A 24,484-nucleotide genomic window follows, 5' to 3' on the forward strand; every position below is an offset into this window, starting at 1 on the left:
CACACCGCGCTGGTCTGTGGAACTGACCACCCATACAAGGAATCGAACGTGAAAACCCATATGACCTGGTCATTGGTGCCTCGTCTCAGCGCGCTGGCCATTGCCCTGTCCGCGATGACGGGATGTTCCGATACACCAGAGAGCGGGACGGCAGAAGCCCGCACCGCGTATGTCGCCTCCGTTCGACAGGCTGCTGGCGATCAGCGCGCTTACATCGGCACCGTGCGTGCCACGCAGCGAGGACAGCTGTCCTTCCCGGTCTCCGGAAAGGTCTCCGCGGTACTTGTTGAACCGGGTGACGTTGTACGCAAGGGACAGGTGCTTGCTCGACTGGATCCGGTCCCCTTTGCAGCGCAGGAGGCGTCCGCTGCCGGCGACGTCGCACGCGCGCAGGCCGCACTGGACGAGGTCCAGCGACGCGTCGAGCGACTGGATGTTGCGCAGAAGGCTGATGCGCTCAGCCCGGCGGAGATGACCGCCGCGAAGGCCGAACTGGCGGCTGCGAATGCGGCCGTCCGCAATGCCCGCGCGCAGCACGAGCTCGCCGGCTGGTCACAAGGGGAAGCCACGCTGAAGGCAACGTTTGACGGAGTCGTGGCTGCCCGAAACGTTGAGGTTGGACAGTCCGTGGGCCCGGGCGCTGTCGCCATCCAGGTCGATGGTGCGGGCCGCGAGCTGTCTGTCGCGATTCCGGGCACTGCTCCCCTGGCTGTTGGGCAGGTGGTCAACCTGATCAGCGGCTCGGACACCGTGGCGAGCAAGGTGCTCCGTGTCGACGGCCGTGTTGATGCAGGCGGCGTGCGTACCGCATACATCGCAGTGCCCGAGGCGGCGACCGTGGGTTCGACCTGGTCGGTCCGGATCACTGGAACGGATACAGGCCCAGCCAGGCTTCAAGTGCCATTTCGGGCTGTTCTGCCGTCTGCCGTTGGCGGCAAGGGCCAGGTGCTTCGGCTGGCAAAGGATGGCAAGACGACCGAGCTGGCGGAGGTAGATCTGGGTCAGTATCACGGTGACTGGATCGAGGTGAGCGGGCAGATTTCCGCCGGCCAGCGCGTCGTGGTTGCGGGTGCCAAGGCCATCCGCCCGGGCACGCAGATCAAGCCTGTCGACATGAAGATGGGATCAGAACAATGAGCCTCTCCTCATTCTCATTGGCGCGTCCCCGCCTGACCCTGCTGGCGATCGTAGCGATCGTCCTCACCGGCCTCATTCTGGCGCTGGACTTCCCGTCCACTGAAGAGCCCCCCATCACCATTCGCACGGCGACGGTACTCAGCTTCATGCCGGGCGCCGGCGTGGACCGGGTCGAGCAGCTGGTCGCTCGCCCGATCGAGGAGAGCATTCGTGGCATGCCGGAGGTCAAGCGGATCCGGACGACTGTCCGTCCAGGCTTTGCGTTCACCTACGTTGATCTCTATCCCACCGTGGAATCGGAGAAAATTCCCATCGTGTGGCAACGGTTGCGCTCACGCATGGGGGACATCCAGAGCCAGCTTCCCGAGGGAACGATTGGCCCCGTCGTGGACGACGAATTCGGTCGGGTTGCGGTGATGACCATGGGCCTGACCGGCGATGGCTATAACGCAGGCGAGCTCCGGGCAGAAGCCCGCCGCCTGCGCGATGAACTGTTCCGGCTGCCCGGGGTGGAACGTGTCTCGCTGCACGGCGTGAGGGACGAGCAGGTCCAGATCATCCTGGACGTGCCTTCCCTGGCTGCGCGTGGGCTCAACCCCAATGTGATTGCCGATGCGGTTTCCAGACGCAATGTGATTGCGCCGGCGGGCTACGTCGAGATCGGAGGTTCGGAGATCACGCTCAACGTGAGCGGTGACGCCGACAACCCCTCCCAGCTGAAGAGCACGCCGATACCGCTGCCGAAGGGTGGCTCGGTGCCGCTGGGTGCCCTTGCGCGAGTGGAACGGGTGACCCAGGACCCGCCGATGACGGGTGCATTCGTCAATGGCACGCCGGCCGTGGTGATAGCGGTCTCCATGGCGCCAGGACTCAACGTGGTCAGCTTCGCCGATCTGTTGCGCGGCGACGTTGAACGGCTTTCGGAAACGCTGCCGGCCGGCATGCAGCTTGTCCAGATCACGGATCAGGCCGAGGTTGTTTCCACCCAGCTGCTGCGTGTTGCCAAGGTTTTCCTGGAGACCCTGGCCATCGTCATGGCGGTCGTCGTGCTGTTCCTTGGAATGAGGACCGGCCTGATTGTCAGCGCCATCGTGCCGACCACGGTGCTGGGGACGATGGCAATCATGAAGATCCTGAACATCGATCTGCACATGATCTCGGTGGGTGCAATCATCATTGCCCTGGGCCTGTTCGTTGACAACGCGATCGTGGTTGCCGAGGACATGGAGCGGCGGCTCTCGCTGGGTGAGTCGCCGGACCAGGCTGCCGCTCACGCAGGCAGCACGATGTTCGTGCCGCTTCTGGTTTCTTCGCTCGCGATCATCCTCGCGTTCATGCCGCTGGCCATCTCCAGCACGGAAACCGGCGAGTATCTGCGCAGCCTCGGCATCGTGATGGCCATCGCGCTGCTGTTGTCGCTGGTCATCGGCGTTACCCTGATTCCGCTGCTGTGCAAGTACTTTGCCCATCACCATGCCGAACTCAGCCGCACCGCACGCGCGGTCGAGCGGCTGACGGGCTGGTACCGCGGCAAGGTCCGCTGGATCCTGGGGCACAAGGCCATCTACATCGGCGTAATGGTTGCACTGCTGGCAACCTCCGGCTGGTTGTTCACCACCGTCCCCAACGAGCTGATGCCGCCGTCCGAGCGCCATCAGCTGCAGATGGCCATCGAGCTGTCCCCGGATTCCAGTCCGGCCAATACGATGGCGGTTGCTCACCAGATCAGCAAGGTACTGGCCGACGAGAAGCTCGTTCCGGAGATCTCCAGCCACGCCCTGTACATGGGCGATGGTGGCCCACGCTTCATTCTGGCACTCAATCCCCCTACTCCTGCAGGACACCGCGCGTATGCCGTGCTGTCACTTGCGAAGGGCGTCAAGCATGAAGCGGCCATTGAGCGGCTGCGTTCTGTGATGGCAACACACTTCCCGGACGTGCGGGTGGAGCCCAAGCGGTTCTCGATGGGATCTTCGGATGCCGGCGTTGCGACGTTCCGCATCTCCAGCAGCGACGGCGCACATCGGATTGCTGCCGAGAAGCTGCTGCGCACGCTGCAGGACACGCCGGGAATGGTGGATGTATCCAGCGATGCCGAACGCCAGGTTGTCCAGCTTGATGTGGACGTCGATCAGCCCAAGGCCCAGGCCGCAGGCATCAGCAGCGCGGACATCGCCAAGAGCATGGACATGCTGCTGACCGGCGCAACGATCTCCCGTTATCGTGAGGGCGACACCGTTCTCCCGGTCATCCTCCGCGGAGAGGCGGCACTGCGCACGGATATCGGCCAGCTTGAGGCACTCCCGATCCAGAAGGCGGATGGCAGCGGAAGCGTGCCCCTGGGCCAGGTGGCCAAGCTTCGGTTGGCGCCGCAGCTGTCTTCAATCCAGCGAGTGAACCAGACGCGCGCGGTCACCGTGCTTGCAAAGAGCTCCGAGCTGACTGCTCAGGGGATCGCAGACAAGGTCGAGCCACTTCTTTCCGAATTCCGCAAGCAGGGCGTGCGGGTTGAACTCGGTGGCGAGATCGAAGAGAGCAAGAGTGCCAACGAAGGCATCGAGAAGCTGCTCCCGCTCTGCCTTGCTGCCATGTTCCTGTTGTTCGTATGGCAGTTCGAGAGCATCCGCAAGAGCCTGATCGTCCTGGCGAGCATTCCGTTCGTGGTCATCGGCGCGACCTTGGCACTCAAGCTGAGTGGCACCAGCCTGACCTTCATCGGAACACTGGGGCTGCTCGCACTTGCCGGCATCATCGTCAACAACGCGATTCTGCTCATCGATGCGATCGACGAAGGCCAGCGCGATGGCTTGCCCCCTCTCCAGGCCATTGAAGAGGCTGCGGCAAAGCGCCTGCGCCCCATCGTGATGACCAAGATGGTCTGCATTCTCGGCCTTGTCCCGCTGCTGCTGTTTGGCGGTTCCATGTGGACCAGCATGTCGATCGTGATGATCGGCGGCCTCGCCCTTGGAACGCTGATCACGCTGGGTCTCATTCCAGCGCTGTATGCCGCGCTCTACCGCATTCACCCGACCGAGGAGGCATGATCATGGCTATTGGAAATCGAGTTGCCTGCCTGTCGATTGCTGTGCTTGTGGCGCTGTCTTCTGGCTGCGCCTCTGTGGCCCCCAGGACCGAGATCCCTGACGCGGCAGCCCGGCATCATGTGGGCCAGGCCCGCACGCCGGCGGCGCTGGATGCGGATGTCCTGCCCGGGACGCCCAACAGGCAATGGTGGAAGGACTTCTCCGACCCCAACCTGGATGCGCTGGTCAGCCTGGCCATGCGCGGGAATCATGACCTGAAGTCTGCCCTTGCCGCCGTGGTGGAAGCGCGCGCACTGGCAGGCGCAGCGCGCAAGGACTATCTGCCGAGCGGTGCGCTGCAGGTCAAGGCCGAAGCCATGCAGTCCGCCCAGATCGAAGCGGATCCCTATCGCCAGGATCTTCCCCGCCCCCCTTCCCAGAGACTGCTGTCCGTCGGACAGATGTTCTCCTGGGAGCTGGATCTGTTTGGGCGCATTGGCACCGCCGCAGCCATGGCCGATCGCAAGGCCGATGCGGCGGCGGCTGACGCGAGATCAGCTGCCGCAGTGCTCCAGGCCGAGGTTGCGAAGAACTACTTCCTGCTCAGGATGGACCAGATCAACCTGTCCTCTCTTGAGCGGGAGGTTGAGCTGAGCAAGGCGCGCGTTGTGCGTGTGAAGGCCCGGTATGCGGCCGGGCTGGTCGATCGCAGGGAGGCGCTTGCGGTCGAATCCGAACATGCCGAGCTGGTGGCGCAGGAGGCGGCAACCGTTACCCGGCTGCAGGCGGACAGGGCCGCATTGGCGGTTCTTGCGGGCCGCTCGCCGGCCGCGCGGGACGACACCTGGGAGGCGTTGCTGGCCCCGGCTCCACTGCCGGCCCCGCCGGGCCTTGCATCGCTTGCGCAGCCGACCGACCTCCTGGCGCGGCGGCCGGACGTCGCCAAGGCCGATGCCCTACTGCGAGCAAGCCTTGGCAACGTCGTACTCGCCGAGCGTGCGCACCTTCCGCGCCTCACGCTGAATGTCTTCGGCGGCATCCTTGCACCGTTCGGTTCGCTGGGCGATTCCAGTGCAAAGCGCTTCTCGGCCGGCCCGGAGCTTCAGTGGGAGTGGTTGAGCTTTGGCCGGAAGCAGGCCAGGGAGGAAGCCGCTCGCGCCGGCAGTGATCAGAACTGGCATGCCTTCGAGCAGACCGTGCTGACGGCGCTGAAGGAGAGTGAGGACTCCCTGCATGCGTGGACGAGTTCCCAGGTCAGGATGCAGCAGGCGGTAAATGCCGAGGCACTCAGCAGCAGATCTTCGGCCTATGCCTCTTCCCGCGTGGACGCCGGAATCGAGCCGAAGGATGCCGGCCTGCGGCAGCAGGCGCTGCACGAAAAGGCGCGCAGAGAGCTTGCGGCGGCACAGGCCGGGCTGCTGATGGCCCACGTGCAGGTGCAGCTGGCGCTGGGGGCATGGCAGCCCGAGAAGGGGGACCCTGAGATTGAAATCGGCAGGCCCATCGCTTCCCGGAAGAGCGCCGAAAGCGAAGCATCTGCGGCGCATCACTGACTGGCTCGAACGGCAACCCGCCAGGCCGTACCGGCCTGGCGGATCGTTCGTCGCCCGCTACATGAGGAAAACTCTCTTGAACGCTACCCACAGTTCGTCCGTGCGTGTGCCCGGCATACTCATCCGCGAAACGGCAGCGCTTATCGTCCGCAATGGTCGGTCTTCGGTGACCGTCAGTGAGATTCTCGAATGCTCGGGCGTCAGCCGTGGCGCGATGTTCCATCACTTCTACTGCAAGCAGGATCTCATCGACGCCACTTTCTCGTGCTGGCTGCAGAACTTCAATCAGGATGTGGAACGGAGAATGCGTGCCAACGGGCTCCGCTCCGGCGCATTCACCAACGCCTACGTGGAATCGGTGGTCGAGGGCTGCAGGCGGCACGACGTTGCAATGCTCTCGGCCCTGATCATCCGCCTGGACCTGACCCAGGCACCCGCGTCGCAGTGGATCGAGTGGATGAAGAAGAAGCTGGCCACCGAGCCGTCCGAGGCGGACGATCCCGCGCTGAAGTCTGCGCGTCTCGCCGCCGATGGTCTGTGGCTTGGCTCACTGTCCTGCCCTGCCCCCGCCAATGAGCCGAAGATCGACATTCAAACGCCGCAGATCCCGGTGCAGCGCTGTGGCCATGGTCCGTCCCATCGCCTTGTCTAAGGACGATCAGGACGCGCGACCGCGCGCTCATCGAACAGCAGGGATGCAACCGTGCCATGGCTAGAAGAACCAGGGAGGACGCACACGCCACGCGCGAGAGGATCCTCGATGCCGCACTGGTGTGCCTGCTGCGCCATGGGCCCGCCGGCGCCACGCTGGAGCTGATCGCCACCGAGTGCGGCTATTCGCGCGGCGCGATCTACTGGCACTTCGGGTCCCGTCAGAACCTGCTGGGTGAACTTTCCGCGCGAGGGCGGCCAGATGCACCCGAAGGACTGCGGGAAGCCGCCATCCGGCAGTGTAATGACCCGTTCAAGCTTCTGTTTGCGGACCTGGTCAGGGTCTTTGATCACACGCGCCGCACCCCACGCGTTCGCCGAACGGTTGAGCTTCTGCTGCGCTCTGGTGCATCACATGAGCTGGGCGGCATAGGCGACGTGCTCGCGGCGTGCGCGATGCCGGAGGTCCGCATGCTGGAGCTTGTATACCAGCGTGCAGGAGCACTGGGCCAGCTCCGTGAGGGCGTTGATACAGCCACTGCGGCGCGCAGCCTTCATGCGATCGCGGTCGGTGTTCTGCTGGGATCAATCCTGGAGCCCGGCATCCTCGACCTGGAGATGGGCGGGGCACGCACCGTGGAAGACCTGCTCAGGCTGCACATGGCTGTTCCCTTCGCGGCCGCCGGAGCGTGGCTCAGCCCATGTGTGGGCTGAGCCGGTTCCTCATCGATCCACTTCGCCGAACACAATGTCGTAGGTGCCAATCATGGCGACGACATCCGCCAGCATGTGGCCCCTGACGATTTCATCCAGAGAAGAGAGATGAGCGAAGCCGGGAGCACGCAGGTGCACCCGGAACGGCTTGTTGGCGCCATCGGAGATCAGGTAGCAACCGAACTCGCCCTTGGGTGCCTCGACCGCTGCGTAGGTCTCACCTGCCGGCACCTGGTAGCCTTCGCTGAAGAGCTTGAAGTGATGGATCAGCGCTTCCATGTCGGACTTCATCTCCTGCCGGGACGGCGGCGCCACCTTGAAGTTCTGGACCATCACCGGGCCGGGGTTGGCGCGAAGCCAGTCGATACATTGCCGGATGATGCGGTTGGACTGCCGCATCTCCGCGACACGGCACAGGTAGCGGTCATAGCAGTCACCGGCGCTGCCGACCGGAATGTCGAAGTCAACGGCATCGTACTTCGCGTAGGGGCGCTTCTTCCTCAGGTCCCACGCCACGCCCGAGCCTCTCAGCATCACCCCGGTCATGCCCCAGTCCATGGCCTGCTGCGGGGTCACAACGCCAATGCCCACCGTGCGCTGCTTCCAGATTCTGTTGTCGGTGAGCAGGGTTTCGTACTCATCAATGCGGTTCGGGAACTCGCGGGTGAAATTCTCGATGAAATCGAGCAGTGACCCTTCTCTCGCGGCGTTCAGCCGCCGCAGCTCCTTCCCCTTCTTCCAGCGTGACTCCTTGTACTTCGGCATCTGGTCAGGCAGATCACGGTACACACCGCCGGGCCGGTAATACGTGGCATGCATTCGAGCGCCGGATACCGCCTCGTAGCAGTCCATCAGCTCTTCGCGTTCCCGGAATGCATAGAGCATCACGGCCATGGCGCCCAGGTCCAGCGCGCCCGTTCCGATGTTCATGAGGTGATTGAGGATACGGGTGATCTCATCGAACATCGTGCGGATGTACTGTGCCCTGATGGGTGCCTCGATTCCCAGAAGGGTTTCAATCGCACGTACGTAGGCGTGTTCATTGCACATCATGGATACGTAGTCCAGCCGATCCATGTAGCCGATGGACTGGTTGAAGGGCTTGGACTCCGCCAGCTTCTCGGTACCCCGGTGCAGCAGGCCCACATGCGGATCCGCGCGCACAACGGTCTCGCCATCCATCTCAAGCACAAGGCGCAGTACCCCATGTGCCGCAGGATGTTGGGGGCCGAGGTTCATCACGTAGTTCCGGATCTCGGTATCCCGCCGATCACCGCGCACGGGAGCGGGGCCGCCCGCCGTCGTCCGCTTCATGTTCATCCAATAGCTTCCGTAGTCCGAACGCATTCAGCGGAAGTGCTCAATGCTCCAAGCGTCGATGCTACTTCGACGTGGAAGGCCGGTTATGGACTGCTTGGTCTGGAATGTGGAGCGCTGGGATTGTTCCCGAGCCGAAGCAATCTGCAGTCAAAACGCGGATTTTCTCGACGGCGGCGCTTGCTGCCAACCCCCGGTTGCGGGGGGAACAAGCCTGGCAAATCACTTCAACGAGACTGGGTCAATTTCCCCTGGACTGTCCGATGCCACCGTGCAATGCCCGGCGTTCGCAAGGAAACGCTGTTCGCAGGCCTTCCACAACCAGCGAAGAAGCATTCTGTTGCAAGCGCTCCTGGGGCAATTGCTGAAGATGGGAGGTGACACGATCGGCCAGTTCATGTGGAAGGATCTGGCCTTGGCCGCACCACTGGCCACGACTGGTATCGGCAGCACCCTGGATGTAAGCATTGGCACGGGCGATGGACAGACTCCGGCACTGTTCGCTGGTACAGAATCCGTCAGCCCCTTTTCCCTGCAGTAGCGTGATCAGCTCCGCGCCGCTCACAAGCCAGGTGCGCTTCGGTGGTGATGTCTCCGCAAGCAAGGATCCGGTCAGGAAGCAGGCTCCAAGCATAAGCAGCCGAATCATGCGACGACCCGCCTGTCGGCCTTGATGTCCTCTCATGCCTTGGACCTTGGTTGTCGTCCTTCTGGATTCCATGCAGTTGATCCCCTCACCACGCACCGGCCCGTCATCACCAGCCGGCGTACCGGCAGCTCCGGCGCGCGCAGGCGCTCAAGCAACAGCGACATCGCAGCGCGCCCCATCTCTTCGACCGGCTGTTCGATCACGGTGATGCCCGGCTCGACCAGTTCGGTCCAGCGTTCGTTGTCAAAGCCCGCCAGCGCCAGCGCGTCCGGAATTGCCAGGCCTGCACTGCGGGCGGCCTTCAACGCTCCCATGAGCAGCAGGCTGTTGCTGGCGACCAGCGCCTCCGGCCGCGATGGGCCAGCCAGCCACTGTTCGACCGTTGCAATGGCCGCTTCAGCCGTGGGCTCAACCTCGCGGTAATCCGGCTGAAGCCCATGTGTACGCATCGAAGCGAGATAGCCGTCGCGACGCTCGGCTGCCGTGGTGCTGGTGCTGCCGAACAGGCCGCCGATGCGGCGATAGCCACGCGCGACCAGATGCTCGACCAGGCCCGCCATCGCGGCCGGATTGTCGAGCACCACGCTGTCGATCGACCCGCCGGGTGCGGCGCGGTCCACCAGCACCGTCGGATAGTCCAGTGTGAGCCGCTCCAGCCGGCCCACCGTGGTCCGGGTGGGCGCGAAGATCAGTCCGCTGATGCGCTCCTCGTGCATCAACTGCAGATATAGCGCCTCGCGCTCGGGGTCCTCGTCGGTGTTGCAGAGGGTGACGCGCAGGCCTTCGCGATAGGCAACCTCCTCCACCGCTCGGATCAGCGCCGTGAAGAACGGGTTGCGGATGTCCGCCACGATCAGCCCGATGATGCCGGTGTGCCGGGCACGCAGGCGCCGTGCCTGCAGGTTGGGGTGATAGCCGGTCTGGCGGATCGCCGCCTCCACCCGGCCACGCACGGCCTCGCTGACCGGGCCGCCGCCGAGCACGCGCGACACCGTGGACTTGGAGACCCCCGCCACGCGCGCGACGTCGTTGATGCTGATGCTCATTGGAACCGTTCCCGGAAACTTTCACTGTTCGAGGCCGGATGGCCATTCAGGACAATGCTAACGCCAAAGGACTATTGGCTTTTTGTGCAGTGCACATTGAAATGATCATTGGGAACGTTCCCAATACGCCACAGCACCCCCTTCCCGGAGCCCGCCTTGCAGCCCTTGACCTCCCCAGCCCCCGTCAGCCGGGAATTGATCCGCCTGGATGCGCGGGCACTCGACAAGGCCGACGCCATCGCCCAGGTGGCGCAGATGCTGGTCGCTGCCGGCTGCGTTGCGCCGGGTTACGAGGCCAGCATGGGGCGTCGCGAGGCGTTGGCGAACACCTTCCTCGGCCATGGCGTGGCCATTCCGCACGGGCTGGGCGAGGACCGTCACCTGGTGCGCCGCGATGGCATTGCCGTGCTGCAGTTCCCGCAAGGCGTGGAGTGGAATCCGGGCCAGGTCACTCGCTTGGTGGTCGGCATTGCCGCCCAGTCCGATACCCACATCACCCTGCTGCGCCGGCTGACCCGACTGATCCAGGATGACGCAACGCTGCAACGCCTGTTCACCACGGCAGATGCGAGCGAGATCATCAGCGCGCTGACCGGCGATGTTGCGACCACGGCCCCCAATGTGCCGGTGACTGACCTGGCCGACCGTTTCGACTGGACCATCGCCTATCCCAACGGGCTGCACGCACGCCCGGCCACGCGCTGGGCCGAAACAGCGCGCGGCTTCGCGGCCCGGGCACAGGTCCGCGCGGGCGATCAGGCTGCCGATGCCAAGAGCCTGGTGGCGCTGCTGCAGCTCGGGTTGCGCCATGGCGACGCGGTCAGCGTGTCTGCCGAGGGCGCCGATGCCCCTGCCCTGTTGGCCGCACTGCGCAAGGTCATGGACGGGCTGGTGGCACAGGAAAGGGCCGATGCCGAGCGCGCGGCGCAGCGCAAGGCCGCGCCGGTTGCGGGCTGGAATCCGCCCGACGCACAGGCGGCGATCGTCGGCATCGGCGCCAGCCCAGGCCTGGCGATCGGCCCGGTGCATGTGCTGGCCAGCACGCATGCCGACGTTGCTGACCGCCCCACCCCGCTCGGCGAAGGCGGCGCACGCCTGCAGGAGGCGCTCAGCCGCACCCGCCAGCAGCTGGCCGCACTGCAGGACGACACCCAGCGCCGGCTCGGCGCCTCGGATGCGGCAATCTTCAAGGCGCAGGCCGCGCTGCTCGACGACACCGATCTGATTACCCGCACCTGCCAGCTGATGGTCGAAGGCCATGGTGTTGCGTGGTCCTGGCACCAGGCCATTGAGCAGATTGCCTCCGGCCTGGCGGCACTGGGCAACCCGGTGCTGGCCGGGCGCGCCGCCGACCTGCGTGACGTCGGCCGGCGCGTACTGGCACAGCTTGATCCGTCCGCGGCGGGTGGCGGCCTTGCCGACCTGCCTGCACATCCTTGCATCCTGCTCGCTGCTGATCTGTCGCCGTCCGACACGGCCAACCTCGATACCGGTCGCGTGCTTGGCCTCGCCACCGCGCTGGGCGGGCCGACCTCGCACACCGCGATCCTCTCGCGCACGTTGGGCCTGCCGGCGCTGGTCGCCGCTGGCGCGGAGCTGCTGACGATCAGCGCGGGGAGCGAGGCGATCATCGATGGCAGCAGCGGGCGCCTCTATCTGTCGCCGTCCGAGGCCGATCTCGCCTCGGCACGTGCGTGGATCGCCGAACAGCAGCAGATCCGCGAGCGTGAAGCGGCGCAACGCGCGCAGCCGGCACAGACCCCTGACGGACACCGCATCGACATCGGCGCCAACGTCAACCTTCCCGAGCAGGTGCCGCTGGCACTGGAGCAGGGCGCGGAAGGCGTCGGCCTGATGCGCACCGAATTCCTGTTCCTCGAGCGCGGGAGCACGCCCAGCGAGGATGAGCAGTACGCCACGTACGTGGCGATGGCCAAGGCACTCGACGGCCGCCCGCTGATCGTGCGTGCGCTCGATATCGGTGGCGACAAGCAGGTCGCTCACCTGGAGCTGCCACGCGAGGAAAATCCGTTCCTCGGCGTGCGTGGCGCGCGCCTGCTGCTGCGCCGCCTCGACCTGCTGGAACCACAGCTGCGTGCGCTGTATCGCGCGGCGAAGGACGGCGCACGCCTGTCCATCATGTTTCCGATGATCACCTCGGTGCCCGAGCTGATCGCACTGCGCGCCATCTGCGAACGGTTGCGCGCCGCGCTTGAGGCACCCGAAGTGCCGATCGGGATCATGATTGAAGTCCCTGCCGCAGCAGCCCAGAGCGATGTACTGGCGCGCCATGCCGACTTCTTCTCGATCGGCACCAACGACCTGACCCAGTACGTGCTGGCGATCGACCGCCAGAACCCGGAACTCGCCGCCGAGGCCGACAGCCTGCACCCGGCCGTGCTGCGCGCGATCCGCGCCACGGTGGAAGGTGCACGCCTGCATGGGCGCTGGGTTGGCGTCTGCGGCGGCCTGGCAGGCGATCCCTTTGGTGCAATGCTGCTGGCCGGCCTGGGCGTGGACGAACTGTCGATGACCCCGAACGACATCCCGGCCGTGAAGGCACGCCTGCGTGGCAACGCGATGACCGATCTGCAGGCATTGGCCAATAGTGCACTCGACTGCGAAACCGCCGAGCAGGTACGTGCGCTCGATGGAGTGCGCGCATGAGCGCCCGCGCCGTCACCGTTACCTTGAACCCGGCGATCGACCAGACCGTGCGGCTGGCGCACCTGCAACCGGGCCATGTGCATCGTGCCCGCAGCACCCGCGACGACGCCGGCGGCAAGGGCATCAACGTGGCCGCCTGCCTGGCCGATTGGGGTGTGCCGACCACCGCGCTGGGCGTGCTCGGCGATGGCAACGACGGCGTGTTCAGCGCACTGTTCGCCGAGCGCGGCATCGCAGACGCTTGCCTGCGCATTGCGGGCCGCACCCGCACCAACATCAAGCTGGTCGAAGAGGCCAACGGCGAGACCACCGACATCAACCTGCCCGGCCTGTCACTGCGTGATGCCGATCTGGACGCGGTATCGCGCCGACTCGACGCCCTGCTCCAGCCGGACCTGCCGGTGGTGCTGTCCGGCAGCCTGCCGTCCGGGCTGCCAGCCGATGCATGGGCGAGACTGCAGGCGCAGGCGAGCGCCGCCGGTGCGCGCGTACTGCTGGATACCAGTGGCGACGCGCTGGCCGCGGCGTTGAGCGGCGCACAGGGCGCACTGCCGTACGCGATCAAGCCCAACCGCCACGAACTGGAGGCCTGGACCGGTACGCCGCTGCCGGATCGCAGCGCCCTGCGGGCCGCAGGCCACGCCTTGGTTGAACGCGGAGTTGCGCTTGTGGCGATCTCGATGGGCGCCGACGGCGCGCTGTTCATTGATCGCAGCGGCGCCCTGATCGCGCGACCGCCGCGACTGGCACGCGGCAGCACGGTCGGTGCTGGCGATGCCATGGTCGCCGGCATCGCCGCCGCCTTGCTGGAGCCCTCCCTGGATCTGACGGGTTGCGCCCGATTGGCGACGGCGTTCTCGATGAGCCGGCTGGAGAGCGGCGACGCGCGACGACTGGACCCGACGCAGGTGCGCGCGTGGACCGGCGACGTACTGATCGAGCGGTTGGATTGAAACCCCTGCAGAGGGAGCTGCGGCTGGCCCGCCCCCTCCCGCAAGGACGAACCCGAAGAATTCCAGGAGTGCCCATGCAAGCTTCCACCGTAGTCATCGCCGCAGGCGAACGCAGCATCGAGGCGGTTCTTGCCGCCGAAGCGCTGCGCCGCGCCGCCCGCCAGCAAGGCGCTGAACTGGCGATCGAAATCCGCAGCGACCAGGGCGTGACCGGGGCACTGCCCGCCACGCAGGCCGCCGCCGCAACGCAGCTGCTGCTGGTGGGTGACGGCGAGGCGGATGCCGCGCGCTTCGGCAGCGCCCAGATCGTACGCGCCAGCCTCGGTGAGGTGCTGGACGACCCGCTTGCCGTGCTGGCGCAGCTTGCCGCGACGTCCGGAACCGCGCCCGCCGCGGACGCCAGCAAGCACATCGTCGCCGTTACCTCCTGCCCGACCGGCATCGCCCACACGTTCATGGCGGCCGAAGGCCTGCAGCAAGCCGCCAAGGCATTGGGCCACGCGATCCGGGTGGAAACCCAGGGCTCGGTCGGCGCGCAGGACGCATTGAGCGACGAAGAAGTCGCTGCCGCCGACCTGGTGCTGATCGCCGCCGACCGCGAAGTCGATCTGTCACGCTTTGCTGGCAAACGCCTGTTCAAGAGCGGCACCAAGCCGGCGATCAATGACGGCCAGAACCTGATCCGCAAGGCGCTGGCCGAGGCCAGCGTGCAGGCGGGTACGGCGGCTTCAGGCCGCACCACCGAAAAGGCCAAGGTCACCGGTCCCTACAAGCACCTGATGACCGGCGTGTCGTTCATGCTGCCGTTCGTCACTGCCGGTGGCCTGCTGATCGCACTGGCGTTCGCGCTCGGCGGCATCTATGCCTTCGACGATGCACACAAGGGCACGCTGGCCTGGTCGCTGTTCCAGATCGGCGCCAAGTCCGGCTTCATGCTGATGGTGCCGGCGCTGGCCGGTTACATCGCCTACTCCATCGCCGATCGCCCGGGTATCGCGCCGGGCATGATCGGCGGGCTGGTGGCAGTCAACATGGATGCGGGCTTCATCGGCGGCATCCTGGCCGGCTTCATCGCCGGTTACGGTGTGCACTGGATCAATCGTGCGCTGCGCCTGCCGCGCAGCCTGGAAGGCCTCAAGCCGGTGCTGATCCTGCCGGTGCTTGGCACGTTGCTGGTCGGCCTGTTGATGATGTATGTGATCGGCACGCCGGTCGCCGGGTTGCTGGCCTGGTTGACCGACTGGCTGCGCGGCATGCAGGGCAGCAGTGCGATCCTGCTGGGCCTGCTGCTGGGCGGAATGATGGCGGCGGACATGGGCGGGCCGGTCAACAAGGCCTCCTATGCATTCTCCACCGCACTGATTTCCAGCCAGGTCTATACGCCGATGGCTGCGACGATGATCGGCGGCATGACGCCGCCGCTGGGCATCGCGTTGGCAACATGGTTGTTCAGCAACCGCTTCACTGCCGAGGAGCGCGGCACGGCCGGTGCCGCGGGCGTGCTTGGCCTCAGCTTCGTGACCGAGGGTGCGATCCCCTACGCCGCGCGCGATCCGCTGCGCACCATTCCAGCGCTGATCCTTGGCTCTGCCGTGGCCGGTGCGATCTCGATGGCCGCAGGCGTCGAGCTGAAGGTGCCGCACGGCGGAGTGTTCGTGCTGCCGATCCCGAATGCGGTCACCCACCTTGGCATCTACCTGCTGGCGCTGGTGGCCGGCGTGGCCGTCACCGCGGTCGCGCTGCGCGTCCTCAAGAAGCCGGTCACGGCTCACACCCTGTAAAAGGAACCTCGCCCATGATCTGCTCTTCCCGCCGCCTGTTGCCGGTAGCGATCCTGCTGGCCCTGCCGTCCGTGGCCGCAGCCGCCGGCACGAGCGACGTCTTCACCCCCAAGCTGGCGTACACCGGTGAAGCAGCTGCCACGCTCGACGGCGGCAAGCGCAGCGGCACGGCGTATGCCGGACAGCTGATGTTCGGCGCCGACGTGAACCTGGATGCTGCGTTTGGCTGGCGGGGCGCGACGATCAAGGCCTACGGTATCAACCGCCATGGCACCAACCTGGCCAACAGCAGCACTGGCAACAGCACCTCGGTGCAGGAAATCTACGGCGGCCAGGGCACGCGCCTGGCCAACCTGACGCTTGAACAGAAACTGCTGAACGACCGACTGGTGCTGGAAGCGGGGCGCAGCGTCGCCAACATCCATCACCTCGGTTCGGAGCTGTGCCAGTACTTCCAGGGCAATTCGGCCTGTGGCAACCCGACCTACGTATTCCGCACCAGTAATTTCACCTGGTGGCCGGTATCGAGCTGGATGGCCGATGCCACGGCCTGGGTAACGCCCGATGTCTATGTGCGCGTCGGCGCCTACCAGGTCGATCCCAGCCAGGCGGAGGATGGCCAGCACGGCCTGAAGTGGAATACGAACCAGGCCACCGGCTGGATCGTGCCCTACACGCTCGGTTGGCGCAGCCCTGCTTCGGCACGACTGAAAGCCCGCTACGAACTCGGTGGCTGGCAACGGCGCCCCGGCGCTGCTCAGCGGGCAGGACTATGCGTCCCGTCGCGGCCGATCCGGTGCGTTCGCCCGCTTCGAGCAACAGCTCACCAATGATGGTGGCGGCCGCGGCCTGACCCTGTTCGGTGCGGCGCTCAAGGGCACCTCCGGCCAGTTGATCGAGGATCATTTCCTGCAGGCTGGCATGGTGCAGAAAGGCACGTTCACCAGCCGGCCGCAGGACAGCATCGCTTTCGTTGTGACCCAGCAGAAGTACAGCAGCATCGCGCTGGAGAACCTGCGCCTTGCCCGCGCCGCGGCCGGCGGTAGCGGCACGCCGCACGGGAGCCAGGTGATGATGGAACTGAGCTATGGCATCCAGCTCACCCCACAGCTCCGGGTCGCGCCGAACCTGCACTACATCGTGCATCCGGACCAGTTCAATGAACCCGCACGCCAACGTGACCTGCCAAATGCGCTGATTGCGGGCATGCGGATCGATTGGAGTCTGTAGGAGAGCCTGGCCGCACTCGATTGCCGGCGACGTGAGGAGCTGGCCAGCGGCCGGCACTACCCGGGCGATCAGCCCGCGGTTTCCAGCCCCTTGCCTGCCGTACCCATCCGCAGCGAGGCCAGGTACCGGCAGTACTTGCCGACGAAGATGCCGGTGAATCCGCCCGCCAGCAGCAGGTAGGCGGCACTGAAGCCAGCATTGGCAGTCAACGACGGCGACACCGCAAATGCGACTTCGAAGCCGTACTTGACCAGGAAGGTGATCAGCAGCAGCGGCAGCAGGCTGAAGTCCGCGTTGCGCCAGAGCTTGCCGGTGCTGCGGTCCAGCGTCAGCTTCAGCCGATTCAGCAGCGGCCAGGCCAGCGCGGCACCCGTGGCGATGCCGGCCAGCCACTCGCTCCAGGCAGTCAGCGACGTGCCGAAGCGATGGCTGATCGACCACGCACCCCAGGCGGCGAACAGGGCGGGCACGATCGCCAGCTTCTGCAGCGAGGTCTCCCCTGGCTTCATGGCGGCGATGCCGCGGATGATCAGGAAGGCCAGGAGCAGCCAGACCCAGATCGGCGTCTGTGCGGCGAGTTGCTGGAGCATGTTCATGAGCGGTCCCCTTGGTGAGTGGTGGCTGAGTGGTGGCGAGGCGCCCTCGCCTTGGCGCTCACTATTCGCTTCCCCCAAGGTTGCAGCCAGTGACAGCTGTCAGCCTTCGTAGGTGATGTGGCGGCGTGCCACGCTGCCAACAGCCACAGTGCGGACCCACCCGGGACACCCGCCTCATCCGCTCGGCCTGCTCGACCCGCGATACCATTGCCACAATGCCGCTGCGAGCTGATACGCCATGCGCAACGATCCTGTCCGGCGCCACCTGTGTGCAGCACTACTGGCTGCCGGCTGCGGCCTGTCTGCCCGGTCTGCACTGGCGAGCCGGCGTACTTCAGGCAGCTGCAGTTCGCTGGCCGCGCTGCTGCGGGCCGAGCAGCAGCCTGGCCTGGCGGCCGTTCTGGTAGATCATGGGCGCATCGCCGCGCTAGCCACGGCGGGCCGACGCACCGTCACCCGGCCCTCACCGATTGATCGCCATACCGTGTTCGAGCTGGGATCGATTACCAAGGTGTTCACGGCGCTGCTGGTATTCCGGCTCCAGCAGCGACAGTTGCTCGACGTCACGGCGCCCATCGGCCTGTATGTGGAGGGACTGCCTTCAGAGTGGGCATCCACTTCACTGCTGCGGCTGCTGAGCCATACCTCCGGCATTCCCAATTATTTGAATGAAGACAACTTCCTGCGATTGATGCCGACGAGTCCGCAACCCCGTGAACTGTTGGCAGGGGTGGAGCAGATGCCGCTGGAGTTTGCGCCAGGTACGCGGCATGCCTATTCCAATACGAACTACATTCTGCTCGGTCTGGCCATCGAACATGCAACCCGCATGGATTACTGGAACGTTCTCCAGAAAGAGATCCTGTCGCCGCTAGGCATGCGCGACGCGGGACCGCGCCGCTCAGAGGATCGGCGCCGGATTGCCCAGGGGCATCTATTCCAGGATGGCCAGTGGCACGACCCACCGCCCACTGCTGCGGGTTCGGCGTGGGCGGCCGGCAGCCTGTTGGCGAGCATCGATGACATGGCACGCCTTGCTGTGGCATTGGACCAGGGTCGGCTGCTACCTGATGGTGCGCTGAGGCGCATGTGGTGCGACACGGTTCTTTCCAACGGAAGCAAGGCGGGCTGGGGGGCCGGCTGGCAGGTTGCCGATGACGGCAATGTAGTCGGTCACGGAGGCGGAACCGCAGGCTTTACTGGGTACTTGCGGCACGTTCCTGCGCAACGAAGAACGGTCGTGGTCCTGATCAATCGTGCCGGAGACATCAATCCCCAGCGCATTGCAGAGCGCCTCGATCTTGGGATGCGCCGCTGCCCGGATTTTCAGCCGCCGCTGCTGTAAATGCTCCGCCGATACTGCTCCACCCACTCCAGTGATGGCGCAATGCCACCGAACGGGAAGAAGTGCGGGCTGACCGGGCCATGGGCGTCCGTCAGCCCACTCAGCAGGCGATCCATGAACACCTCCGGCCCTGCCGTTCCCAGCAGCCGGCCGATCGAGATGCCGTACCGCGCCAGCATCGATGCACTGGCACCCACGCCGCACATCGCGGCGTAGCGCGCCAGCCGCGCAATGCTGGCCGGGCCCGGCACGCCCACCAGTACCGGAACCGTGATGCCACGGGCGCGCAGCGCATCCAGCCAGGCCAGCACGATATCGGCATCGAAGGCGAACTGGGTGATGATCAGCGGTGCCATGCCTCTCGCCTCGATGGCCTGGCATTTGCGTTCCAACACGTGCCACCGGTCCTCGGCGGTCATCACCGGATGGCCTTCCGGATGCCCGCCGATGGCCACAACCTTGATGCCGTAACGCTCAAGAAGGCCGGTCTCGATGATCGAGGTACTGTCGGCAAACGGCCCTGCGGGCGCGGAAAGATCACCGGCGATCAGCAGGCACTTCTCTACCCCCGCTTCGCTGGCGGCGCGTTCCAGGAACCGCGCAAGCGCCGCACGCGACGCGATGCGGCGGGCAGAGAGATGCGGCATCGGCTCGAAGCCGAGTTCGCGCACCGTGCGCGCGGCCGCCAGCCGGGCGTCGTCGTCCTCGCTCGCCAGGTAAGGGATCGAGATCGTCGTTCCCGGAGCGATGCGATCCGCTTCCGCGCGTAGTGCCGGCATGGCCTTCGCGCTCACTTCCAGAGAAAACGCGTTGATGAAGGCTTCCGCCCGCTGCGATCCAGGTGCAGGCATCAACGCGCTCCGCCCACGTTGCCGGCAATCGGCGTGCTGTTACGCGCCAGTTCGACGAAGGCCTGCAGGTAGTCGATACCGGTATCGGCCTCGCGCGCGCCCAGGTAGATCTGCTTGGGAATGCCCTTCGCCCCCAGGCGCACCGGCACCACGTCCATGCGTGCGGCATATTCCTCCACCAGCCAGCGCGGCATGGCGGCCACGCCACGGCCGCTGGCCACCATCTGCATCATGATGTCGGTGGTTTCAATGGCCTTGTGGCGCCGCGGCGTGATGCCGGCCGGCAGCAGGAACTGGTTGTAGATATCCAGGCGCTCGAACGGTACCGGGTAGCTGATCAGCACTTCCTGGCCGAGCTGGCGCGGCTTTACGTGGTCCACCTTGGCCAGTGCATGGTCCTTGGCCACCACCAGCACCTGCTCGTAGTCGAACACGGGCACGAACTTCAGGCCCGGCTTCAGCAGCGGATCGGGCGTGACCAGCAGATCGATCTCGTAGCCGAACAGCGCGCCGATACCGCCGAACTGGAACTTCTGCTTGACGTCCACATCCACGTCCGGCCAGGCGGCCAGGTACGGCGAGACGATCTTCAGCAGCCACTGGTAGCAGGGATGGCATTCCATGCCGATGCGCAGTGCACCGCGCTCGCCCTGTGCGAACTGGCCCAGTCGCTCTTCGGCCAGGTCCAGCTGCGGCAGCACGCGATTGGCCACCGCCAGCAGGTACTGCCCGGCCTGGGTCAGGCGCAGGCTGCGGCCTTCGCGCAGCCAGACATCGGTGCCCAGCTGCTGTTCCAGCTTCTTCATGCTGTGGCTCAGGGCTGACTGGGTCAGGTTGAGTACGCCTGCGGCGGCGGTCAACGAGCCCTGCTGCTCGACCTGCTGCACGATGCTGAGGTGGATCCGTTCCAGCATGACGATGAATCCCGCTCATGGATTGGTGAAGTAATACCATTTTACGTCATGGAAGGGCATGACTAGGATCGGGTCATGCCTTCGGTTGCCTGCCAGCCCGGTCACCTCGCCGGCCTGCAGGACTGCGCCCCCGCAGATCGCCCGAAGGAGCTCCCCTCCTGCTGAAAGCGAACAGATGACCCGCCCCCTCCGTATCGTCGCCGTCTCCGGCGGACTACAGCGCCCCTCCAGGGCTGCAACCCTGGCCGAGCACCTGCTGGACCTGATCGGCGAGGACGTTGCCTGCGAACCGCACCTGATCGAGCTGGGTGAGCTGGCGCCGCAACTGGCCGGCGCGCTGTGGCGCTCGCAGCTGCCCGAGGCTGTGGAGCGGCAGCTGGTGGCCGTTGAACAGGCAGACGTACTGGTGGTGGCCACGCCGGTCTACCGCGGTTCGTACACCGGCCTGTTCAAGCACTTCTTCGATTTCATCCACCAGGACGCACTGGTCGACACCCCGATCCTGCTCGCCGCCACCGGCGGCAGTGAGCGCCACGCGCTGGTGATCGACCACCAGCTGCGGCCACTCTTCAGTTTCTTCCAGGCCCGCACCCTGCCCCTGGGCGTGTACGCCACCGACCGCGATTTCGCCGAGGGCCGCGTGCACAACGACGCCCTGATCCAGCGTGCACGGCTGGCGGTGCAGCGGGCGCTGCCCCTGCTTGCGCTGTCCCATCGTGCAGCGCCCGCTGCCGCCGAGGCCGCTGCAGTCCTCTGAATGCCGAATGCCTGCGACCAGCATTCGGATGTCACCCCCGCAACCCGGAACGCCGCCCATGACGACCGACACCTTCACTTTCAGCATCACGCGCATCCCCTTCAACGAGGACTACCAGCCCGCTGACGGCACGCGCATCACCACCAACTTCGCCAACCTGGCCCGTGGCGCATCCCGCCAGGAAAACCTGCGCAACACGATCAGCATGATCAACAACCGCTTCAACGACCTGGCGCACTGGGACAACCCGAGCGCGGACCGCTACGCCGTTGAGCTGGACATCATCTCGGTGGAGATGCACATCGATGGAGCCGATGGCAGCGATCCGTTCCCGCTGATCGAAGTGCTGCGCCCGACCATTGTCGACACGCGTACCGGCGCTCGCACCGAGGGCATCGTCGGCAACAACTTCTCGTCCTATGTGCGTGACTACGATTTCAGCGTGGTACTGCCGGCCAGCAACGAGGGAAAGGCGACCTTCGGCATTCCGGAAGGCTTCGGTGATCTTCACGGCAAACTGTTCCAGCACTTTCTGGAATCGGACGCCTACCGCGCCAATTTCAGCAAGGGGCCGGTAATCTGCATCAGCGTCTCCAGCAGCAAGACCTACCATCGTACCGAGAACCACCATCCCATCCTGGGCGTGGAGTATCGCCAGGGCGAGTTCTCCCCCACCGACCAGTACTTCGACAAGATGGGCCTGCAGGTGCGCTATTTCATGCCGCCGGGCAGCGTCGCGCCGCTGGCGTTCTACTTCCAGGGCGACCTGCTGGGCGACTACTCGAACCTGGAGCTGATCGGCACCATCAGCACGATGGAGGCATTCCAGAAGATCTACCGGCCGGAGATCTACAACGCCAATTCCGTGGCCGGCAAGGTCTACCAGCCCAGCCTGAAGCACCAGGACTACTCCTCCACCCGCATCGTCTACGACCGCGAAGAGCGCAGCCAGCTGGCGGTCAAGCAGGGCAAATTCACCGAAGAGCACTTCATCAAGCCGTATCGCGCCGTGCTTGAGCAGTGGGCTGCCCGCTGATCCATCGATTCCCCATTCGCCCCAGGACACAGAACGCAATGTCGACGAAGAAACTGCTCCCCACCTCCACCGCCGGCAGCCTGCCCAAGCCCTCCTGGCTGGCGGAGCCCGAAAAGCTCTGGTCGCCCTGGAAACTGCAGGATGAAAGCTTGACCGAAGGCAAGCAGGATGCCCTGCGCCTGTCCCTGCAGGAACAGCAGCACGCCGGCATCGATATCGTCAGCGACGGTGAGCAGACCCGGCAGCACTTCGTTACCACGTTCATCGAGCACCTCAACGGCGTCGATTTCGAGAAGCGCGAAACCGTGCGCATCCGCAACCGCTACGACGCCAGCGTGCCGACCGTGGTCGGCGCCGTGAGCCGCCCCAAGCCGGTGTTCGTGGAGGATGCGAAGTTCCTGCGCCGGCAGACCACGCAGCCGATCAAGTGGGCACTACCCGGGCCGATGACCATGATCGACACCCTGTACGACGCGCACTACAAGAGCCGTGAGAAGCTGGCCTGGGAATTCGCGAAGATCCTCAACGAGGAAGCGAAGGAGCTGGAAGCCGCTGGCGTCGACATCATCCAGTTCGATGAGCCCGCCTTCAACGTGTTCTTCGACGAAGTGAACGACTGGGGCGTGGCCGCACTGGAGCGTGCGATCGAAGGACTGAAGTGCGAGACCGCCGTGCACATCTGCTACGGCTACGGCATCAAGGCCAACACCGACTGGAAGCAGACGCTGGGCTCGGAGTGGCGCCAGTATGAAGAGTCGTTCCCGAAGCTGCAGACCTCCAACCTCGACATCATCTCGCTGGAATGCCACAACTCGCACGTGCCGATCGACCTGATCGAGCTGGTGCGCGGCAAGAAGGTGATGGTGGGCGCCATCGACGTGGCCTCCAGCACGGTGGAGACGGCTGAGGAAGTAGCCAACACCCTGCGCAAGGCCCTGCAGTTCGTGGATGCCGACAAGCTTTATCCCAGCACCAACTGCGGCATGGCGCCGCTGGCCCGTGACGTGGCACGGGGCAAGCTGCGTGCGCTCAGCGAAGGGGCCAGGATCGTGCGCGAGGAGCTCTCGGCGTAACCGCTGCAAGCGATCTGCGTCCGGACCTCTGTGCGGGGTCCGGACGCATCGGCACTCAGCGCTTGCGCGTGCGCCGCTCGGGGCACTCCTTCGGATCGAACAGATCGTAGGTCTGCTTGATGGCCAGATTGCGGATCGCCCTGCGGTTTCCCTGCGCTGCAGCCTCACAGGTCCAGTAGATATCCTCTTCCTGGTCCTTGGGCACCCCGCGCCCGATGGAGTACAGGTATCCCAGCTCGGCCTGTGCAGGCGCGTAGCCCGCCATTGCCGCCTTGCGATACAGGTCGGCGGATCGGGCCTCATCCTTCTGTACGCTGATACCCTTGGCATACATCAGGGCGAGCCTGGTCTGCGCCTCCACATCACCGCCATCGGCAGCCGCTGTGAATGCTTCAACCGGGCCAAACGCGCCGGGCGTGTCCATCTCGGCACACCACACCTCGTTCTCCTTGCGATTCAGGCACAGCTCCAGACGGGCCTCCTTGACTCCCGCTAGGCCGAGCTCCTGCACGGCTGCCCTGGCATACCACTGCATGGCCTGGGCCTCGTCTTTCGTGAGGCCGGCGCGTCCCTTCTGATAGAGATTGGCAAGGCTGTACTGCCCGGCCGGCGAGCCGAGTTCAGCGGCTCGGCGGAGCCACAGGACAGCCTGGGCATCATCCTGCTGCGGGCCCAGGCCCTGCAGGTACATGATCCCGAGATCGGACTGTGCGTCCGCATTGCCCTGATCGGCAGCCTTGCGTACCCAGTGCAGGGCCTGAGCGGAATCCTTCGGCACGCCATTGCCTCGCAGATACAGCACACCCAGCATGGACTGTGCCGGCGCATAGCCCTGATCGGCCGCCTTGCGGTACCAGTCCGCTGCCTTCGCTGCGTCCCTGTCGACGCCTGCGCCGCGCAGATACCTGTCCCCAAGTTCATTCTGGGCTTCCGCGTTGCCGGTCTTCGCCGCAGCCATCACGCGATCCCGCTCGGCTGCGTTGTCATTGCCAAGCGCAGGCGTGCTGCAGGCCAGGGCAGCCAGTCCCGCACAGAGTGCGACGCGCCGCAGGGCGCCAATCCATTCTTCCGTGAACGTCTGCATTCTTGATCAACTCCAGATGGATGCCGCAGGTAGACCCGGCAGGTGCCTCGATCAGCAAGTGATCGGGGCCGGGGGCGGCATTATAGGTGCGCGCAGGACCACGTGGC

At 65.4% G+C, this 24,484-nt stretch carries 19 protein-coding genes and 1 pseudogene; 13 read left to right on the forward strand and 7 right to left on the reverse strand.

Annotated features, from left to right (window positions below; all coding sequences use genetic code 11):
- Window positions 1–48 precede the first annotated feature (48 nt).
- From MG068_RS10725 to MG068_RS10745, 5 genes are all read left to right on the forward strand, one after another.
- On the forward strand, window positions 49–1,137 hold the full coding sequence (locus MG068_RS10725; protein WP_223276796.1) for an efflux RND transporter periplasmic adaptor subunit: 1,089 nt from the start codon (window positions 49–51) through the stop codon (window positions 1,135–1,137).
- Window positions 1,134–4,181 (forward strand): efflux RND transporter permease subunit, encoded by a 3,048-nt coding sequence (locus tag MG068_RS10730; RefSeq protein WP_121503300.1) that lies wholly within the window; start codon window positions 1,134–1,136, stop codon window positions 4,179–4,181. Before MG068_RS10725 ends, MG068_RS10730 begins: the two co-directional genes overlap by 4 nt.
- On the forward strand, window positions 4,178–5,713 hold the full coding sequence (locus tag MG068_RS10735) for a TolC family protein (RefSeq protein WP_240792135.1): 1,536 nt from the start codon (window positions 4,178–4,180) through the stop codon (window positions 5,711–5,713). The genes MG068_RS10730 and MG068_RS10735 overlap by 4 nt, the downstream gene beginning before the upstream one ends.
- A 76-nt stretch (window positions 5,714–5,789) precedes the next feature.
- Window positions 5,790–6,365, forward strand: a complete 576-nt coding sequence (locus tag MG068_RS10740; RefSeq protein ID WP_240792136.1) for a TetR/AcrR family transcriptional regulator — start codon at window positions 5,790–5,792, stop codon at window positions 6,363–6,365.
- Window positions 6,366–6,421: 56 nt separating this feature from the next.
- Window positions 6,422–7,078 carry a TetR family transcriptional regulator gene (locus MG068_RS10745; RefSeq protein ID WP_132810136.1) on the forward strand — a complete coding sequence of 219 codons (657 nt, stop codon included), beginning with the start codon at window positions 6,422–6,424 and terminating at the stop codon, window positions 7,076–7,078.
- 9 nt (window positions 7,079–7,087) lie between these two features.
- On the opposite strand, the gene MG068_RS10750 is transcribed toward MG068_RS10745, so the two are convergent.
- The 3 genes from MG068_RS10750 to MG068_RS10760 all read right to left on the reverse strand — a co-directional run bounded on the left by MG068_RS10750 (window position 7,088) and on the right by MG068_RS10760 (window position 10,090).
- The gene (locus MG068_RS10750; protein WP_121503627.1) at window positions 7,088–8,392 is read right to left on the reverse strand and encodes an NADH-quinone oxidoreductase subunit D; all 1,305 of its coding nucleotides are present in this window, start codon (window positions 8,390–8,392) and stop codon (window positions 7,088–7,090) included.
- 244 nt (window positions 8,393–8,636) lie between these two features.
- Entirely contained in the window at window positions 8,637–9,044 is a 408-nt protein-coding gene (locus MG068_RS10755) for a Rap1a/Tai family immunity protein (protein WP_132810137.1), read from the reverse strand.
- A gap of 32 nt (window positions 9,045–9,076) precedes the next feature.
- Window positions 9,077–10,090 carry a LacI family DNA-binding transcriptional regulator gene (locus MG068_RS10760; protein ID WP_132810138.1) on the reverse strand — a complete coding sequence of 338 codons (1,014 nt, stop codon included), beginning with the start codon at window positions 10,088–10,090 and terminating at the stop codon, window positions 9,077–9,079.
- A 156-nt stretch (window positions 10,091–10,246) separates the two neighbouring features.
- On the opposite strand from MG068_RS10760, the gene ptsP reads away from it, so the two are divergent.
- The 4 genes and pseudogenes from ptsP to MG068_RS10780 all read left to right on the forward strand — a co-directional run bounded on the left by ptsP (window position 10,247) and on the right by MG068_RS10780 (window position 16,721).
- The gene (gene ptsP, locus MG068_RS10765; RefSeq protein ID WP_132810139.1) at window positions 10,247–12,757 is read left to right on the forward strand and encodes a phosphoenolpyruvate--protein phosphotransferase; all 2,511 of its coding nucleotides are present in this window, start codon (window positions 10,247–10,249) and stop codon (window positions 12,755–12,757) included.
- Entirely contained in the window at window positions 12,754–13,710 is a 957-nt protein-coding gene (pfkB, locus tag MG068_RS10770) for a 1-phosphofructokinase (protein WP_049463437.1), read from the forward strand. The genes ptsP and pfkB overlap by 4 nt, the downstream gene beginning before the upstream one ends.
- A 74-nt stretch (window positions 13,711–13,784) precedes the next feature.
- Window positions 13,785–15,491: a PTS fructose transporter subunit IIC gene (locus MG068_RS10775; protein ID WP_132810140.1), complete on the forward strand. Its 1,707-nt coding sequence runs from the start codon at window positions 13,785–13,787 to the stop codon at window positions 15,489–15,491.
- Window positions 15,492–15,505: 14 nt separating this feature from the next.
- Window positions 15,506–16,721: pseudogene (locus MG068_RS10780) on the forward strand (carbohydrate porin).
- A gap of 68 nt (window positions 16,722–16,789) precedes the next feature.
- Here MG068_RS10780 and MG068_RS10785 read toward each other — a convergent pair.
- Window positions 16,790–17,317: a DUF6622 family protein gene (locus MG068_RS10785; protein ID WP_132810141.1), complete on the reverse strand. Its 528-nt coding sequence runs from the start codon at window positions 17,315–17,317 to the stop codon at window positions 16,790–16,792.
- Between the two features lie 238 nt (window positions 17,318–17,555).
- Here MG068_RS10785 and MG068_RS10790 point away from each other — a divergent pair, with 238 nt between their 5' ends.
- A complete protein-coding gene (locus MG068_RS10790) occupies window positions 17,556–18,662 on the forward strand; it encodes a serine hydrolase domain-containing protein (RefSeq protein ID WP_132810142.1) in 1,107 nt (368 codons plus the stop codon).
- Here the strand turns inward: MG068_RS10790 and MG068_RS10795 are convergent.
- Complete coding sequence (locus MG068_RS10795; RefSeq protein WP_132811136.1) at window positions 18,644–19,513, reverse strand: methylenetetrahydrofolate reductase; 870 nt, start codon at window positions 19,511–19,513, stop codon at window positions 18,644–18,646. The genes MG068_RS10790 and MG068_RS10795 overlap by 19 nt on opposite strands.
- Window positions 19,513–20,427, reverse strand: a complete 915-nt coding sequence (locus MG068_RS10800; protein ID WP_132810143.1) for a LysR family transcriptional regulator — start codon at window positions 20,425–20,427, stop codon at window positions 19,513–19,515. Before MG068_RS10800 ends, MG068_RS10795 begins: the two co-directional genes overlap by 1 nt.
- Before the next feature lie 175 nt (window positions 20,428–20,602).
- On the opposite strand from MG068_RS10800, the gene msuE reads away from it, so the two are divergent.
- Genes msuE through MG068_RS10815 form a run of 3 tightly spaced genes read left to right on the forward strand, consistent with a single transcriptional unit; the run spans window position 20,603 to window position 23,293 of the window.
- The gene (gene msuE / locus MG068_RS10805; RefSeq protein WP_132810144.1) at window positions 20,603–21,184 is read left to right on the forward strand and encodes an FMN reductase; all 582 of its coding nucleotides are present in this window, start codon (window positions 20,603–20,605) and stop codon (window positions 21,182–21,184) included.
- Between the two features lie 58 nt (window positions 21,185–21,242).
- A complete protein-coding gene (locus MG068_RS10810; protein WP_132810145.1) occupies window positions 21,243–22,220 on the forward strand; it encodes a DUF1852 domain-containing protein in 978 nt (325 codons plus the stop codon).
- Between the two features lie 38 nt (window positions 22,221–22,258).
- Window positions 22,259–23,293: a methionine synthase gene (locus MG068_RS10815; RefSeq protein ID WP_132810146.1), complete on the forward strand. Its 1,035-nt coding sequence runs from the start codon at window positions 22,259–22,261 to the stop codon at window positions 23,291–23,293.
- Window positions 23,294–23,348: 55 nt separating this feature from the next.
- On the opposite strand, the gene MG068_RS10820 is transcribed toward MG068_RS10815, so the two are convergent.
- Window positions 23,349–24,377, reverse strand: coding sequence for an SEL1-like repeat protein (locus tag MG068_RS10820; protein WP_132810147.1), 1,029 nt, complete (start codon window positions 24,375–24,377; stop codon window positions 23,349–23,351).
- Window positions 24,378–24,484: the final 107 nt, after the last annotated feature.

Origin of the sequence: Stenotrophomonas sp. ASS1, from assembly GCF_004346925.1 — a bacterium.
Lineage (GTDB): Bacteria > Pseudomonadota > Gammaproteobacteria > Xanthomonadales > Xanthomonadaceae > Stenotrophomonas > Stenotrophomonas maltophilia_A.

Excerpts from the sequence above, each read along its gene's own strand:
- MG068_RS10730 (WP_121503300.1), top strand. The coding sequence starts at position 1,134 with ATGAGCCTCTCCTCATTCTCATTGGCGCGTCCCCGCCTGACCCTGCTG.
- MG068_RS10820 (WP_132810147.1), bottom strand. The coding sequence starts at position 24,377 with ATGCAGACGTTCACGGAAGAATGGATTGGCGCCCTGCGGCGCGTCGCA.
- MG068_RS10750 (WP_121503627.1), bottom strand. The coding sequence starts at position 8,392 with ATGAAGCGGACGACGGCGGGCGGCCCCGCTCCCGTGCGCGGTGATCGG.
- MG068_RS10760 (WP_132810138.1), bottom strand. The coding sequence starts at position 10,090 with ATGAGCATCAGCATCAACGACGTCGCGCGCGTGGCGGGGGTCTCCAAG.
- MG068_RS10800 (WP_132810143.1), bottom strand. The coding sequence starts at position 20,427 with ATGCTGGAACGGATCCACCTCAGCATCGTGCAGCAGGTCGAGCAGCAG.
- MG068_RS10775 (WP_132810140.1), top strand. The coding sequence starts at position 13,785 with ATGCAAGCTTCCACCGTAGTCATCGCCGCAGGCGAACGCAGCATCGAG.
- MG068_RS10735 (WP_240792135.1), top strand. The coding sequence starts at position 4,178 with ATGATCATGGCTATTGGAAATCGAGTTGCCTGCCTGTCGATTGCTGTG.
- MG068_RS10810 (WP_132810145.1), top strand. The coding sequence starts at position 21,243 with ATGACGACCGACACCTTCACTTTCAGCATCACGCGCATCCCCTTCAAC.
- MG068_RS10815 (WP_132810146.1), top strand. The coding sequence starts at position 22,259 with ATGTCGACGAAGAAACTGCTCCCCACCTCCACCGCCGGCAGCCTGCCC.
- pfkB (WP_049463437.1), top strand. The coding sequence starts at position 12,754 with ATGAGCGCCCGCGCCGTCACCGTTACCTTGAACCCGGCGATCGACCAG.
- msuE (WP_132810144.1), top strand. The coding sequence starts at position 20,603 with ATGACCCGCCCCCTCCGTATCGTCGCCGTCTCCGGCGGACTACAGCGC.
- MG068_RS10745 (WP_132810136.1), top strand. The coding sequence starts at position 6,422 with ATGGCTAGAAGAACCAGGGAGGACGCACACGCCACGCGCGAGAGGATC.
- MG068_RS10795 (WP_132811136.1), bottom strand. The coding sequence starts at position 19,513 with ATGCCTGCACCTGGATCGCAGCGGGCGGAAGCCTTCATCAACGCGTTT.
- MG068_RS10755 (WP_132810137.1), bottom strand. The coding sequence starts at position 9,044 with ATGATTCGGCTGCTTATGCTTGGAGCCTGCTTCCTGACCGGATCCTTG.
- MG068_RS10790 (WP_132810142.1), top strand. The coding sequence starts at position 17,556 with ATGCGCAACGATCCTGTCCGGCGCCACCTGTGTGCAGCACTACTGGCT.
- MG068_RS10785 (WP_132810141.1), bottom strand. The coding sequence starts at position 17,317 with ATGAACATGCTCCAGCAACTCGCCGCACAGACGCCGATCTGGGTCTGG.